Raw genomic sequence first — 15783 nt, 5'->3', positions numbered from 1 at the left:
ATTATTTACTAAATTAGTTGCTTGAAAGACGCAACAAATCATATACATAAACGTTAGCAAACATATGAGACAAACTATCTGCATATCATTAATTCTAATACTATTTAGCTGTAATTCCGATAATGAAAAAGAAATTGCGGAATTATTTAAGCAAGTAAATGATAATAGAATTTCGGGTAAAAAATATGATGCTATTAAAGATTGCGAAAAAATCATTTCGTTAGACAATTCGAATATTGATGCTTATCGTGTTATGTCTGAATTATCTTTTGAAACTCTCGATTTTCAAAAATCTTTAGAACTGAATAAAAAACTTACCGAACTTAAACCAGACGCATATCAATACTTTTATAAAACTGGACTTTTACTAGAAATACTAGATAAGAAAAAGGAGTCTGAATTATATTATAAGAACGCACGAGAGGTGTTTTCTAAAAAAGAACAAGAATATTGGCTAAAAACTGACACGTTAAGTATGGCTTCTATGTTTATGGAAATAGGCGATAGTCTTAAAAGCAAAGAGTTACTAGAATTAGCAATTAAAAGAAAGCCTACTGATTCTATGTATTTTAACGTTCTTAAAGAGTTTAATAATTATAGTCACATTCAAAATATAAATCAATTAAAAAAAATAATGATGGAATCTAAATATGCCGAAACATATAATAATGGAACATCAAAAATAATCAAAGTGGAAAATTAATACGTTTGCTAACACCGTGTATAATTAATTGCTTGGTCTCTGCTCATCTGGAATATTCCTTCGGAATATTCTCAGGTTCGTAAAAGTTTACTAAATTAGTTGCTTTACCACGCAACTAACCATACACAATCACGTTAGCAAACATATAAATGAACATCTACAAAAATATATTCCTAATCTTATTTTTACTACTATCGACAATTAATTTTGCGCAAAATACGGCGGAATCTGATTGTGAAAACGGATTTAAAAAAATCGAAACTGAACTGAAATCTCAAAAAACTGTTTCTTATAAGATTATTTATTCCCAAAAATTATACACCGAAGAAAGTTTCGAATATAGTGAAGGAATAATAGTATTAAATGACTTAAATGACCAAATTGAACAGAAAGAAATTATTGAAACAATTGCTCGAATTGGTGTTGAAAATAAGTTGACTAAAATTATCGCATTTAGAAATTGTAATTCAATTGGACTTTACTTAAAAAAAACTGAACTGTCAACTGAACAAAACAATTTATTGAGTAACGACTTAATTGCGGAAATGAATATTGATTTACAAAAATCCTTATCGAAAAAAGAAAGAAAAAAACAAAAAAGGAAACGTGACTTTATTGAATCAGTTTCGAAAGAATCTTGTGAGAAACTGACTGAATTAGGAACTGACAAATTAACTATGGAAAGTTTTAATCAGATAGTTTCAGGTACATCCGCAAAATACGCCGAAAAAACAATGAAAGTTTATGAAATGTCGTTTGAGGAAAGTGTCGATAAATTTTTAAAAGATTTAATGAATCATTTAATGTCTGATTGTCGAGTTGTAAAAGATTCTGCAAGGAATCAAGAATAAAAATACGTTTGCTAACAACGTGTAAAATTAATTGCTAGTTCTAGTCTACTTACGAATATCCCTGCGGAATATTCTATTCGGTTTTTATTTGCTAAATTAGTTACTTAAACACGCAACTAATCTTACACAAACACGTTACATAAAATACCTCCGAAAATCGCAACTCCTATCAAAACCGAATTTCTAAAAAATAAATTCCTCGGAATTTCCATCACTCAAACTCTGAATAGTTGCTTACTCAAACTCTGAATTTATCATAAATTGGATTCTCACTCTTGCGGAATTTCTTACTCTAACGGATTTTAGAGTTAGTTTGCGGAATTATTAAATCAAAGGTAAAGATTGATCACTCAAACTCGGAATAAACCACTCTTGCTTCAAAGATCTAAGCAAACGTGATTACTCAAATGTGTCGGTAAATTATGTAACAACGCATAAAAAAAATTGCTATATTGAGAACTAAATTTAAAAGTCGTTGCACTTTTGCTACATCTGAATTTCCTACGGAAATTCCTCGCACGCAAAAACGCAACTCTTTTTATACAAAACCGTTGGCAATAATTATGAAAAAACTAATCCGAATACTTATTATAATTTCTTTCATCACCTGTTCTTCTCAAAACAAGAACAAAGTTGAGGGTGAATGGTTTCTAATTAATCCAGATGGATTTACTAAATTAACTATCACAAATGATAGTTTATTAACTCAAAACTTATCGACTGATTTCAGTCCAAAAAAAGGAGGTAAACAAATAGCTGTGGAAATCACTAAAAAGTAAATTTAAAGGATAGAGTATTACTACTTGGAGAAAATTCAAAATTTAAAAACGTCTTTTTTACTTTAATGACTTTAGAATATACCGAAAAAGATAATACTATAAAAACCATATGGAATGGGATTGATTCTGTAACTACAATAAAATCTATAATTAAACTAACCGAAAATGATAATCGTAAACTTTTAGGTTATAATTTATATTCAAAGGCACATTTAGAAACTTTAAACAAAATGAAATCTATTGAAAATATGGATTTGGAAGACTACAAAAAGTATTTAAATATATATTACTGGAATTTGAAATTAGCAATGACTGAATACGAGAAAAACATAGAAGGTTATTATGGCGAAGCACCAAAATTCTTTTATCAAATTAGTATATCATCATTGCTGGAAATGAACTATAATCCCATACAAACTTCAGAAACGATGAATTCGCTAATGACAAAGTATAAAGACAACGAAGAAATAAAAGAATTTATCAACACACTTAAAGAAAAATAACTATTGCCAACACCGTGTATAATTAATTGCTTTGTAAGTGTTCATCTGGAATATTCCTTCGGAATATTCTCAGGTTCGTAAAAGTTTACTAAATTAGTTGCTTAACCACGCAACTAATCATACACAAAACCGTTGTGGGTAATTCCTGCTACGTTGAAAACAAATTATAAAATTTTAAAATAATGAATAAAATATTTATTATAATATTCCTAGTAGTCCCAATTGGCTTATCAGCTCAAACGTATTACAATCTAACGGATAAAGTTATTCCATACAGAAAGGGTAATTTATGGGGTTATGCTGATAGAAAATCTAAAGAAATATTAGTTAAACCAATATATGATTCTGTCAACCATGACTTTTTAAAAAAACTTCGTTGGATTCCAAAAGTTTCTAAGAATGGAAAATGGGGATTGTTTGCATATAATGCAGATAAAAAAAATTATGAACTAGTAGTTCCTATTGAGTACGATTCTATAACGAATCTTGGTTTTGTTAATAAAAATACTGCTTTATGGAAAAATGGGAGTTTCAGATTTTTAAATAACAAATTCAAAAATGCTTTTGATAAAAAAGATTATTTTATAGATTATTTTATTGAAGAAAAGTACGACTTTACTGTTATACTAAAAAGGCAAAACAAAAATGATGTTTGGTATAGGCAAATTGTTGGAGGAAGACCAAAAGCCATTGTATTAGATAGTATTTTTGAGATTAATAAAATTGTTAATGAAAAGCAATATTTCAATCTAAAAAAAGAAACATCTGCTTTATTTTATAAAATCATAAATCAAAAGAAAGAAATTATTAAAAGCGAAAAAGATAATAATGTAACTTATGTAACAACAGAACAACCTGAACATCCTAAAATGTATCCTCTATTATTTACAAATCCAAATTCGCACCAACAATATGTTTTCTACGAATATGGATATGGAAAAAATAAACTGGAGAGGTTTATTAAGGTTCCTACTACTGAAATATTGGAAATCGAAGATAAGGTAGTTCATCGTATAAGCTCAAAAAAGAACCAAAAACTCTCAACAAACACTAAATTTAGTATTGACAGTACCAACGATAGTAAAAAATATAAAACTAAGAAGAAAAACAAATACATTTTAACAGGTAAATATCATAGCGAAATTAGACTCATTCAGTCTTCTAAAGCAAAAAAGTTTGGTATAGCAAAAAAGGATGAAGCATTTTTACCAGATAACGTTTTGGTTGAACCCATATACAAAAATGTGTTACTATATAAATTAAGTAAGTACCGTGAAACATTTTTCTTAGTTTTAGAAAAGTCAAATGGGAAAAAAAGTATCTTCTATTTAAACAAAATTCAGGATTTTGAGTTCGAAGAATTACAAGTATTTCAATCTGAATTAAGATATTCAAATAATGGGTTGAAAGGTGTAGCTTTTAGAAATCGGGAATTGACTTTTTTACCACCAAAATTTAGTGAAATCCCAGAACCAATTTATAAATATGGCTCTACTGATTTCTTAAAAGTATTTATCCCTAATAATGTTTACTATTATTTATCAACAGATGGTTTGGAATTCTATGAGAAATAAAACTACCCACAACACCGTGTATAATTAATTGCTTGGTTCTTCACTACTTGCGAATATTCCTGCGGAATATTCACGGGTTCGTAAAAGTTTGCTAACTTAGTTGCTTAACCACGCAACTAACCATACACAATCACGTTAGCCACAAGCAAAAAAAAATTACGTTCCAATTTAAAGTTTTACCTTTGTAGAAAAAAATAATGGCTGATAAAGCATTCATAACATCTGAAATATTAAAGTGGGCTAGAAAGTCCGCTAAAATTTCTGTGGAAGATGCTGCCAAAAAAATTTCTGTATCACCCGAAAGATATTTAACTTGGGAAGATGGAATTGATTTTCCAACTATTCGACAAGCGAAAATCTTAGCGAAAAGTTTTAGAAGACCTTTTTCGTTATTTTTCTTGCCTGAAGTACCAAAAGATTTTCATCCACTTCAAGACTATAGAAGAGATGACTCTCAGGAATTAGATACAGCTTCTTTATTTATAATCCGAGAAGTTCAAGAAAAACAAAATTGGATAAGTCAACTATTTGAAGAAATAGGAGAAAATACACTTCCATTTGTTGGTAAGTATTCTATTAACGATAATCCAGAGGTTGTTGCAAAAGACATTTTAGACACTTTAAAGATTAATCCGAGTGATTATAAAAAAACACCTATTTCTGAATGGATAGATAAAGCAGAAAGTGCAGGAATATTTATTTCTCGTGCAAGTTTCTTACACTCAAGATTAGTCTTAGATAGAGATTTAATTCAAGGATTTGCAATTGCCGATAAATATGCACCATTTGTTTTTGTAAACTCAAAAAACTGGAATGCACCACAACTTTTCACGCTTGTCCACGAATTAGCTCACATTTGGATAGCAAAATCAGGTGTATCAAATGAAATAGAAATTGATTTTACAGACAAACCAAAATCCAAATTTCATCCTGTAGAGTTATTTTGCAACCAAGTTGCAGCCAATGCATTAATGCCTAAAGAATTAATAACTCAACTTGGAAATGATACTTTTGAGTCAAATAATAAGATTTTTAAACAATCAAAAGAACTTGGAATAAGTTCGTTTGCTTTTTTAGTTCGTGCATTAAACTTAAATTTAATTTCTCAATCCGAATACAAGTCTTTAAAACAAGATGCACAAAATGAATTTGAAAAGTTTTTAGAAAGAGAAAAAATTAAAAAAGAGAAACAAAAAGAACGAAAAGGAGGTCCTGATGCTTATTTGCTTCGTTTAAATAAAAACAGCAAACTATTTACAAGAATAGTGATGGACTCTTTTAATAATGGCTCACTATCACCTTCAATTGCTAGTAATCTGCTTAATACTCAGATAAACAAATTTCAAAAATTCGAAAAACTACTTGCCTAATGTTTAAAAATGAAAAAGTAGTTTACTGTATTGATGCTAATATTCTAATTCAAGCTTGGCAAAAATATTACTCACCCGAAATTTGTCCATCGTATTGGGAGGTATTAAATGATTTAGGTAAAAAGGGAATAATATTTATTCCAGAATTAGTGTACGAAGAAATTGAGAGTGGAGAAGATAACCTATCAGAGTGGTTAAAGAAAAGTGATATTCCAATTAGAAAAATTGATGGAGAAGTAACAAATCATCTAAAACAAATATATTCATCTAATCCAAATCATAAATACCTAGTTTCAAGTAACGGAATTCACTCAAAAGCTGACCCTTGGGTTATTGCACACGCTATGAAAGAAAATGCAATCGTAGTTACAAAAGAAACGAAAGACTATTTTAAAAAACAAACGAAAATTAAAATACCTCACGTTTGCGACAATATGAATGTTAAGTGGATAGATGATTTTGAATTTATTAGAAATTTGAATATTAAATTTACTTGTAAATCGGAATAATGCCAGATGGCTAACACCGTATATAATTTATTGCTGGATTCTCGCCTACTTACGAAAGCCCTCGCGGACTTTCTTGGTCGGTAATTATTTACTAAATTAGTTGCTTGAAACACGCAACAAACCATATACAACAACGTTAACTGTAATAACGCAGCGCAACCAAATTCGGAACTTTAAGCAAAAAAAACAAGTTGCTTAAGCCGAATTGAATGCAAAAATCTCACTCGAATTCTGAATTTTAAAACGTTAGATTGATAAACACAACGCACGAATTTCTCACTCGAAACCTGAATAAAAATACGTTGGAATTTTAGCTCGTTTGATTAATTGGAATTGGAATCTCACTCAATCCGAATTCTCACTCAAATCCGAATTGAAAACTGCAGAAATTCACTCAGTCGGAATTTTAGCAAGTTTGCAAAAGCCGAACTTAACGGAAATCGAGCATCGCTCGATTTTTTTTTATAAATTAGAGGTTTAATAATTAAAATTAATTCAGAATCATCGGAATATAAATATTGTGGAATATCAAGAAATCGAAAACACTCAAACAAATAAAAACCAATTAATTACTACAGTTAACACCGTGTATAATTAATTGCTTTATAGAGCTTACGTACGAAAATCCTCTCGGATTTTCTATTCGGTAAATATTTAGTAACTTAGTTGCCAAACCACGCAACTAACTCATACACAAACACGTTGCCTACAATGCTGGAGTAAGTTTGCGGATTAAAAAGGCTTGGTTTTATTTTCGATTTTTTTTTTAGAATTTTAAGAAAGTAAAAACGAAAAAACTATGTTGCGGAATTCTGAAAATCACGCTGAATTCTCACTCAAATGAGGAATGAAAAGCAACGTCGGAATTGCTTACTCAAAATCTGACTGAATTGCTGTACGGAATTTGACAAAATTACGGAAAATTGGAAACGGAACTAAACCTAAAAATAACGTCGGACTTCCACTCTACCGAAAAAATAATAAATCGGAATTTGAGCAAGTTTGAGGAATTGAAAACGAAAGAACTTACTCAAACCCTGAAAAGAGAAACGTTAAATTACAGTAAGAAAAAAGCACTGTAGGCAACAACGTATATAAAAAATTGCTACTTTTAGCTAAATCAAAAGGTCGTTGCATGTTTGCTACGTCTGAATTTCCGTTGGAAATTCCTCGCACGCAAACCCGCAACTTTACATATACAAAACCGTTGTACACAATTATGAAAAAACAAATCCTAATATACTTTTTAGTTTCAATTTCTGTATTTAGTTGTAAAAAAGATATAGCCGAATTTGAACCTACGAATCCCTTTCAAAATATTGTCCTTGTCGAAAATCAAGTGTTTGATTTAGACACCATAAGCGTCAAAGAAATTATTGGAGAAAAAGGTACTAAAATCTACTTCAATCGAGAAGATTTTGATATTGGCGAAAATGATAAAATAAGTTTAGAGCTCAAAGAATATTACAATAGATTAGAATTAATTTCTGATAACTTAAATACAATTACTGATAAAAATGAGCTTCTGGAATCTAATGGTGTAATATTCTTAAAATTTAAATCAGGAGATAAAGAATTAAAGCTCAAAGACCAAAAAAAACTAAAAATTAAATTCAAGAAAGAGTTTAGAAAAGGAGACCGAATTTTTAATGGCGTTTTTGATTCTATTAATCAAATTGAATGGATTGAAGATAAAGACACATACATAACTTTCCCTATAATAGACACTATTTTATCAAGACGCTATGGTGGAGTTTTAACTTATAGAGATAAAATAATACCTGTTGATTCCTTGGACTACTATTCAACAACTAATGAAAATTTAGAATTACAAATAGAAAATGATATTTCGGAAATTAATGATGAATTAGCAGTTGATAACTGGTGGAAATATCCTGACGTACTAATTGACGAATTTGGCTGGATAAACGTTGATAAGATTTTAATGCCTGATGGCAATGTTTCTTACGAGCTTGTTTTAAATAAAGACAATTTAGAATTTGTTTCGACCTTCCTTATTTACAAAGATTTGAATTCGTTCATATCGGATTACAGAAAACCAAATGATTTAATTTTTGCAAATATTCCTATAAAAAATCAAACCTCATTAATAGTGCTTGGTAAAGCAAAAAAAGAATTTTATGTCAAAAGAGTACTCATTGATGAAAACACAAATGGAATTCTTGAATTGGATTTAAAGAAAGTAGACTCAACCGAATTTGAAAAAATATTAAAAAAATAACTGTGTACAACACCGTGTATAATTAATTGCTTTGTTCTTCTCTACTTGCGAATATTCCTGCGGAATATTCACGGGTTCGTAAAAGTTTACTAAATTAGTTGCTTAAACACGCAACTAACCATACACAAGACCGTTGTGCAACATTTGACCAATGAATTTTCCTGAAATAGGTTGACTAAAAATTAAGCAATTAATTACAGTCACTTATGAAAACACAAAATGAACACTGGCGAAAAAAAAGTTACCAAAAAGCCACTTTAGAGACCAAACTTTTAGTCGTTGACCAAATCTTAAATGGTCAGCTTTCAAACAACCAAGCTTCAAAAAAATACGATATCCCTCGAACAACCATTACCTATTGGTTAAGAAAATACAGTACTTTAGTACAACAAAATACGGGTATGAGTAAAAACGATGAAATTAAAAAGTTAAAGGAAAAGATTGAAGAACTTGAGTTTCAAAAAGACTTTCAACAAGACATTATAGCTGACATGGAACTTATTACAGGAGTCGATATGTCAAAAAAGTCATTACCCAAAACATTAGCAAAAGAGATAGAGTTAAAGAAAAAACAGCGTATAAAAGAAAATGGCTCTATGGATGTTTTGGGATATCTAAACAAGCCTTCTACAAAAGACTAAGAACTCAACAGAAAAAAGAAATAGATCATCAAAAAATGATTAAAATGGTCAAAGACTACCGTAAAAAAGTAGGCTCAAAAACTGGTGGTATTAAGCTACATAAAGAACTTAAACGAGAATTTATAAGCGCTGATATTAAAATTGGTAGAGACAAGTTCTATCGCTTCCTCAAACTAAATAACCTTTTAATTCCTAAAACAAAAAATTACATTACCACTACAAACTCAAACCATATGTACAAAAAATATAAAAACCTGGTAAAAGACCATGTCCCTACTCGTCCTGAACAACTTTGGGTCAGCGATATCACTTATATTAAAACACAATACGGTCATAATTATTTAGCCATTGTTACAGATGCTTATTCTAAGCAGATTATGGGATATAAACTCGACAACCATATGAGAACATCACTTTGCACAGATGCGCTCGCTATGGCTATTAAAAATAGAAAATATCCCAATCTAAAGCTTATCCATCATTCGGATAGAGGTTTCCAATACTGCAACCCCAAATACACACAGTTTGCTGAAGGTAATGGAATTACAATGAGTATGACTGAACAATACGATCCTTACGAAAATGCTGTTGCTGAACGCATTAATAGAACTCTTAAATATGAATATGGATTAAAACAAACCATTAAAAACACTGAATTAGCAAAAAAAATGACACAACAAGCCGTCTATATTTATAACAATTTAAGAACCCATTTTAGCCTGGATCTCAGAAAACCTACTGAAGTCCATCTGAATCCAAACATCAAATACAAATCCTATCGAAAAAATAATGTAAATTTACCTGAACTTACGATTTAAGAACTGACCTAGTTCAAACTATTTTTTGCCTTCTAAACCGCTGAAAAAAAAATCTTTTGAACGTCTAAATATTAACCAAAAAGAGTCAACCTATATCAGTATAATACACAATGAACAAAATTTTAACCTACATATTAATATTTCTGACTTTCAGCTGTGTTGAGAAAAAGAAAGAATCTAAATCTGACATTAAGGCTGAGAATAAAGAAATAATCTCAATAGAGACCGATTCAATTGAATTGAAAGCTGAACCGATTGTTGAAATTAAAAAATCTGATTCTCTATTTATTAACCCAAATGATTTCAAATACTCAAACCTTAATGAATTTGATTTAAGAGGTTGGTATTATGGAAAAATTGTAGATAGTCTTAAATCCTTCTCATCAAAAGAAAAGTTAGTTGAATATTTTCAAGACGATAGACTCAAAGGAAATAATATTTATCCTGTGAATTATCAATACTTTTCAATCCAAAAAAATGACAAATCTGAAAAAATAATTACAATCATAGAAGGAGACGAAAGTTGTTGCCACGATTTACATTATTTAATTTACAACTCTGAAAATAAATTGTTGAGCGATAATATCGTTGCAGGAACTGGTGGAGATGGAATGTGGGGATATGACCAATATGGAAAATTTGTAAATGACTCAACTTACATCTTGACCCGAATTGATATGGAAGAAATTGAATTAGAAAATGGCGGAACAAAAACTGAAATAGATTCTGTAATTACAAATTATAGATTTTATAAAAATAAACCATTTGAAAAATTGACTGAACAAAAATTTGAAAAATTAGAAAAACATTAAAAAACGTTGCACAACACCGTATAAAAATAATTGCGGTTTAGTGCTTAATCAAAGGTCGTTGCGTGTTTGTAACGTCTGATTTTCCTTCGGAAAATCCTCGCATACAAACCCGCAACTATTCTTATACATAAACGTTAGCTTTAATGCTGGAGCAAGTTTGCGGTTTGAAAAAAGCCTGGTTTATTTTTCGATTTTTTTTTAGAATTTTAAGTAAGATAAATTAGAAAAACTGTGTGTCGAATTTCAAAAATTTTTGGAATTATCACTCAAATGTGGAATGAAATACAACAGCGGAATTGCTCACTCAAACTCTGAATTGAATTACGCTTGATTTTTTAGCTTGTTTGCGGAATCTAAAACTGAATTGGAAACTCGGAATCTCACGCAATCGGAATTTAGCAAGTTGCGGAATTTGAGCAAGTTTGCGGAATCAAAAACTGCGGAATTTACTCAAACTTTGAAAATAAAAATTATCGGAAAAAAATAAATTCGGAATAAATTACTAAACGGACAAAAAAGCACTAAAAGCTAACAACGTGTATAATTAATTGCTTTTTTTAGATTACGTGCGAAAATTCCGCTGGAATTTTCTCGGGTTCGGTCAATTTTTGCTAAATTAGTTGCCAAACCACGCAACTAACTTATACACAAAACCGTTGTAGCAAATACGCGAAATGAACAGAACATATTTTAAAACCATAGTTTTCGGAATTTTAATTCTGACCTTTACGAATTGTAAAGCGCAAACTGACGAAAAGCCAAATCCGAAAATCAACTCGGAAAATTACTATGAATATTATCAATCTGGCGGAACAAAATCGACCACGACGAATTGGTTGCGAAGACACGAAGCAGTTCCAATCATTATTGACGAATTGGAAAAACTTGGATTCAAAACCAAGCAATATATCCTTTACGAATTAGAAGACGGAGGACAAATAATACTTGACGTTTACAATCGTGAAAATGATTTAGGAATTGTTTTCAATACTGGACATTTTGCTTTTATAAAAAAAGAACAACGAAACACTCGGACTTACAAACAAGATAAATTTAAAATCTCTGGTAGTTTAGGAAAAAGAAAAGTTTATGAGGACTTACCTAAAAACATCATTGTTTTACAAGAAACTTGGTATTGGTATCAAACACAGAGCAGTTCGAATGACAAACTTGTGAATAAAAAAAACAGCGGAATTTATTCTGCGAGAAGATATAAGAAAAAAAGTAGCGGAACTTGAAAAGTAAAAGTACTTGCTACAACACCGTGTATAATTAATTGCTAGGTTCTTCCCTACTTGCGAATATTCCTGCGGAATATTCACGGGTTCGTAAAAGTTTGCTAACTTAGTTGCTAAACCACGCAACTAACCATACACAAAACCGTTAGCAGCAAGCAGTCACGTTTTGCTAATGTCGTTTCTAATCCACGAGTTTTTTATTTATACTCACGATAAAAATCTCAATCGAATAATCTAACTTGATAAACAGTTCGCAAAATTAACGCTGGATTTATTACTCAGACGGATAAGCCAAATTGACTAAGATTGCGGAACTACAACGTTGGATTAATCACTCAGATGAATAAGCAGAACTGATAAGAATTACGGAAAAATAACGCAGGATTATAGAAACCATTAAAATTAGAATTTACGAGATCCATAGAGAAAACCATCAACTCACTCTACTCTATTTTAATTTACAAAACTTTACGGCCGATCTGAACGTGAAAAAACCAATCTGAACGTAGTTAGACACCAAAAACGGAGTTATACGCTAAAATCAATGATATAGATGTCTAATTAAACTGTGTGGAATTTAAAAGCCGGCTGCTAACACCGTGTATAATTAATTGCTTTTTTAGGCTTACTTACGAAAATTCCTGCGGAATTTTCTCTGGTCCGTAAAAGTTTGCTAAATTAGCTACCAAACCACGTAACTAACCATACACAAACACGTTAGGCAACATAAAAAAACAGAAATGCGATTAAAAATAACTTTACTACTAATATTTACTATATCAAATACAATTTTATCACAACAATTAAATTATCCATCAGATATTTTTTCTGAACATAATGAACTTCTGTATAAGAATAAAGACTCTTTTGGAATAAAAGGAAAAATTAAGTCTATCTCTGCATACGAGACAAAACCATCCATAGTAAAAATGTTCGATGGAAAAAAAATAAAATATTACGATTTAACATTTGACGAATCAGGGAAGTTAGTAAACAAAAGCACTTATAAATTCAATCGAGCAAACGATTTAAATTACTCATTGAAAATTACAAAAAATGAAGATTCCATTCAATGTGATTTTTTTAATTTCAATGGAGTTATTTACAAAAAAATTATTAATCTATATGGTGAAAACAAAAAACTTAAAGAAACAGAGACACTTTTAACCTTTAAAAAAAATACTTATAAAGTCGACGTTAAAAGAACTTTTGAATATTATGGAGATAGTCTAATCAAAAAAATGATTTACAAAAAAAAGGATGACGAATATATTTTAGAAGAAGAAACCATGACAGAATATTTTGATAGTTTAAATTATTCCTATAAAAAATATAAAGTTCATATATATGGCAATGTTTCACTAAATAGTAATAAACCATATAAATATTCAGGCAAAGATGTTACTATTAAAGATTCTTTAGGCAGAACTATTTCTTACCTTAAACATCAGGGTTTAAATCCCAACACATTCGAATATGACAAATATGGAAAAGTAGTTAAAGAAAAGTATGGCTATACTAATCTTGCTTATAAATATGATGAGAAACAACGATTAATCGAAAAAGATTTAGGTGTACATACTTCCGAACCTAAACAATTATATTTCTACAACGATAAAAATGAGCAAATTCACATTAAACAAGTAAGAGATAATGGTACGACCCAATTCGAACAAAAAATAAAGTATGACGAAAAGGGAAATTGGAAAGAATTTATATTCTATCAAGATGGAAAAATATCAGCAATAACGACATTCGAAATAGAATATTATGAATAAAAATTACGTTGCCTAACACCGTGTATAATTAATTGCTTCATTGAGCTTACTTGCGAATATTCCTGCGGAATTTTCACGGGTTCGTAAAAGTTTGCTAAATTAGTTGCTGAACCACGCAACTAATCATACACAAGACCGTTAGGGCAAATTTGAGAAAAAAACAGAATGTTAGATATCATTGGAGAATTACTTTTATGGCGTGAAGATTATAAATTTGCTAAGCGGAAAAAAGCCAGACGTGAATTTGAAAAGGAAAATAAACTTCCGAAAAAAATAATGATTCATCCTACATGGAAAGCATTCGGCATTTTTATGGTTTTTATGTTAATAGCAAAATTAGTAATTGGACATTTCTTCTTTTCTAATTATGGAACAAAAAAAGCTTCTGAAAAAATAGCTGAGATTGAAATAATTCTTGAAAATGAAAAAAGCTCACTTGGAATCTATCCTGAAAAACTGAATATAATAATTAGAAATAATCCTTTAAGGAAAAATATTACGTCTGATTACTGGAACAACGAGTTCTTCTATGAACAAACTCAAAATGGACTTGGTTACGTCCTTATCTCAAAAGGTAGTGACGGAATTTTAAAAACTAAAGATGATATTAACGGAAATAATAACTTGCCCTAACATCGCATAAAAATAATGCGTAGATTAGTGCTTAAACAAGAGTTAGTGCATTTTTGTTACATCTGATTTTCCTACGGAAAATCCTCGCACACAAAAACGCACTATTCTTATACGTAACCGTTAGGTGCAAGCTGAGAACGAAATGCAACAAGAAGATTTAAAAGGAAATGTAAAATTTTGTCGACAGATTAAAGAAGGAAATTTGTCCTCTGAAATTTGGTATGATACTTTAGGCAGAGTAATCAAAAAAAAAGTATTCTCTTACTATGACAACTATTTGAGTATGTTTATTAAAAAGAGTTATAAAAACAAGACTTGTATTACTCATTTAGAAATGTATAATAAAGAAAGGAAATTACTTGAAAAGCATAAGATTATTACTGATGAATTTGACAATGTAATATATAGAATTATTAAAGATGTAAATGACAAAATAGTTGCTGAAGTAAATAGGTCATTCGATGAAAAAGGAAAATTAAAAGAACTAAAAACATTGGTATGCTTGATTAACTATGATTATGACAAATATGGAAACTTATTAAAAAGCATAAAATATGATAAGGAAAATAATCTTATAGAAACTGAAATTAACACCTATAACGTTAAAAATAAAAAAGCAAGTTGGAAGCATTATGATTCTAACGGTTTACTTGTCGGCTACAAATACTACAAGTATTCTAATGATAAAATTGTTCAAAAAATAAGATTTTATAAACCCGGAAACAATACCGATTTAAGTGCTCGAAATTATATAGAGATTTTAAAAGATTTTAAGGGGATATCAAATCAAATAGATGCTTTCAAGACTGATATAAACTCTAAAGAGGTAGAAAATCATTTGAGTATTGATTTTTTTGACTCAGCAACATTTTACAAATATGATACCAATGAAAACCTCGTGCGCAAGTCCACATACGTGTATCAACCATATTTTAAAGAAGGCACCTTAAATGATAAGTATGTCAATGGTTACAAATATGACGAAAATAATCAACTGATTTATAAGTCAGAATTTGAGCAAATGACAGAAAGAGATTTATTCGAAGAATATCATTACAGTCCAAATGACCTTCAAACTGAAAAAGAAGACAAAGCATTTGATAAAAAAGGAAATATCACCTATTGTAAAAATTCTTACTCTGAGACATCATATGAATACAAATATTATGGATACAAAAGCCTGCACCTAACACCGTGTATAGTTAATTGCCTGCTTCTAGCCTACTTGCGAAAATTCCTGCGGAATTTTCACGGGTTCATAAATGTTTACTAACTTAGTCGCTAAACCACGCAACTAACCATACACAAACACGTTGTGCTTCATACCCAAAA

General features: G+C 30.0%; 15 protein-coding genes. All 15 read left to right on the top strand.

Annotated features, from left to right (window positions below):
- Positions 1-64 precede the first annotated feature (64 nt).
- The 15 genes from H0I32_RS16295 to H0I32_RS16225 all read left to right on the top strand — a co-directional run bounded on the left by H0I32_RS16295 (position 65) and on the right by H0I32_RS16225 (position 15724).
- Positions 65-703 carry a tetratricopeptide repeat protein gene (locus H0I32_RS16295; protein ID WP_179314807.1) on the top strand — a complete coding sequence of 213 codons (639 nt, stop codon included), beginning with the start codon at positions 65-67 and terminating at the stop codon, positions 701-703.
- A gap of 149 nt (positions 704-852) precedes the next feature.
- Positions 853-1554, top strand: a complete 702-nt coding sequence (locus H0I32_RS16290; protein WP_179314806.1) for a hypothetical protein — start codon at positions 853-855, stop codon at positions 1552-1554.
- Between the two features lie 563 nt (positions 1555-2117).
- Positions 2118-2333, top strand: coding sequence for a hypothetical protein (locus H0I32_RS16285; protein WP_179314805.1), 216 nt, complete (start codon positions 2118-2120; stop codon positions 2331-2333).
- Between the two features lie 65 nt (positions 2334-2398).
- Positions 2399-2836: a hypothetical protein gene (locus tag H0I32_RS16280; RefSeq protein ID WP_179314804.1), complete on the top strand. Its 438-nt coding sequence runs from the start codon at positions 2399-2401 to the stop codon at positions 2834-2836.
- A 182-nt stretch (positions 2837-3018) separates the two neighbouring features.
- Positions 3019-4410, top strand: a complete 1392-nt coding sequence (locus tag H0I32_RS16275) for a hypothetical protein (RefSeq protein WP_179314803.1) — start codon at positions 3019-3021, stop codon at positions 4408-4410.
- Positions 4411-4607: 197 nt separating this feature from the next.
- Entirely contained in the window at positions 4608-5780 is a 1173-nt protein-coding gene (locus H0I32_RS16270) for an XRE family transcriptional regulator (RefSeq protein WP_179314802.1), read from the top strand.
- Positions 5780-6289, top strand: a complete 510-nt coding sequence (locus H0I32_RS16265) for a DUF4411 family protein (protein WP_179314801.1) — start codon at positions 5780-5782, stop codon at positions 6287-6289. The genes H0I32_RS16270 and H0I32_RS16265 overlap by 1 nt, the downstream gene beginning before the upstream one ends.
- 1219 nt (positions 6290-7508) lie before the next feature.
- A complete protein-coding gene (locus H0I32_RS16260; RefSeq protein ID WP_179314920.1) occupies positions 7509-8531 on the top strand; it encodes a hypothetical protein in 1023 nt (340 codons plus the stop codon).
- Between the two features lie 206 nt (positions 8532-8737).
- Positions 8738-9172, top strand: coding sequence for a helix-turn-helix domain-containing protein (locus H0I32_RS16255; RefSeq protein ID WP_173589740.1), 435 nt, complete (start codon positions 8738-8740; stop codon positions 9170-9172).
- Complete coding sequence (locus H0I32_RS16250; RefSeq protein ID WP_179377411.1) at positions 9061-9990, top strand: IS3 family transposase; 930 nt, start codon at positions 9061-9063, stop codon at positions 9988-9990. Before H0I32_RS16255 ends, H0I32_RS16250 begins: the two co-directional genes overlap by 112 nt.
- Before the next feature lie 110 nt (positions 9991-10100).
- The gene (locus H0I32_RS16245) at positions 10101-10802 is read left to right on the top strand and encodes a hypothetical protein (protein ID WP_179314924.1); all 702 of its coding nucleotides are present in this window, start codon (positions 10101-10103) and stop codon (positions 10800-10802) included.
- A 674-nt stretch (positions 10803-11476) separates the two neighbouring features.
- Positions 11477-12040: a hypothetical protein gene (locus H0I32_RS16240; RefSeq protein ID WP_179314925.1), complete on the top strand. Its 564-nt coding sequence runs from the start codon at positions 11477-11479 to the stop codon at positions 12038-12040.
- A 740-nt stretch (positions 12041-12780) separates the two neighbouring features.
- The gene (locus tag H0I32_RS16235; protein ID WP_179314879.1) at positions 12781-13818 is read left to right on the top strand and encodes a hypothetical protein; all 1038 of its coding nucleotides are present in this window, start codon (positions 12781-12783) and stop codon (positions 13816-13818) included.
- A gap of 165 nt (positions 13819-13983) precedes the next feature.
- Entirely contained in the window at positions 13984-14451 is a 468-nt protein-coding gene (locus tag H0I32_RS16230; RefSeq protein ID WP_179314878.1) for a hypothetical protein, read from the top strand.
- 142 nt (positions 14452-14593) lie between these two features.
- The gene (locus tag H0I32_RS16225) at positions 14594-15724 is read left to right on the top strand and encodes a hypothetical protein (protein WP_179314877.1); all 1131 of its coding nucleotides are present in this window, start codon (positions 14594-14596) and stop codon (positions 15722-15724) included.
- The last annotated feature ends 59 nt before the right edge of the window (positions 15725-15783 follow it).

Origin of the sequence: Winogradskyella sp. HaHa_3_26, assembly GCF_019278425.1 — a bacterium.
GTDB lineage: Bacteria > Bacteroidota > Bacteroidia > Flavobacteriales > Flavobacteriaceae > Winogradskyella > Winogradskyella undariae.
The sequence above is the reverse complement of the archived record's forward strand: the minus strand, read 5'-3'. Positions and strand labels throughout refer to the sequence as shown.

Bases quoted from the DNA above. Each gene is read 5' to 3' on its own strand.
- H0I32_RS16295 (WP_179314807.1), top strand. From the start codon at position 65: ATGAGACAAACTATCTGCATATCATTAATTCTAATACTATTTAGCTGT.
- H0I32_RS16290 (WP_179314806.1), top strand. From the start codon at position 853: ATGAACATCTACAAAAATATATTCCTAATCTTATTTTTACTACTATCG.
- H0I32_RS16285 (WP_179314805.1), top strand. From the start codon at position 2,118: ATGAAAAAACTAATCCGAATACTTATTATAATTTCTTTCATCACCTGT.
- H0I32_RS16280 (WP_179314804.1), top strand. From the start codon at position 2,399: ATGACTTTAGAATATACCGAAAAAGATAATACTATAAAAACCATATGG.
- H0I32_RS16275 (WP_179314803.1), top strand. From the start codon at position 3,019: ATGAATAAAATATTTATTATAATATTCCTAGTAGTCCCAATTGGCTTA.
- H0I32_RS16270 (WP_179314802.1), top strand. From the start codon at position 4,608: ATGGCTGATAAAGCATTCATAACATCTGAAATATTAAAGTGGGCTAGA.
- H0I32_RS16265 (WP_179314801.1), top strand. From the start codon at position 5,780: ATGTTTAAAAATGAAAAAGTAGTTTACTGTATTGATGCTAATATTCTA.
- H0I32_RS16260 (WP_179314920.1), top strand. From the start codon at position 7,509: ATGAAAAAACAAATCCTAATATACTTTTTAGTTTCAATTTCTGTATTT.
- H0I32_RS16255 (WP_173589740.1), top strand. From the start codon at position 8,738: ATGAAAACACAAAATGAACACTGGCGAAAAAAAAGTTACCAAAAAGCC.
- H0I32_RS16245 (WP_179314924.1), top strand. From the start codon at position 10,101: ATGAACAAAATTTTAACCTACATATTAATATTTCTGACTTTCAGCTGT.
- H0I32_RS16240 (WP_179314925.1), top strand. From the start codon at position 11,477: ATGAACAGAACATATTTTAAAACCATAGTTTTCGGAATTTTAATTCTG.
- H0I32_RS16235 (WP_179314879.1), top strand. From the start codon at position 12,781: ATGCGATTAAAAATAACTTTACTACTAATATTTACTATATCAAATACA.
- H0I32_RS16230 (WP_179314878.1), top strand. From the start codon at position 13,984: ATGTTAGATATCATTGGAGAATTACTTTTATGGCGTGAAGATTATAAA.
- H0I32_RS16225 (WP_179314877.1), top strand. From the start codon at position 14,594: ATGCAACAAGAAGATTTAAAAGGAAATGTAAAATTTTGTCGACAGATT.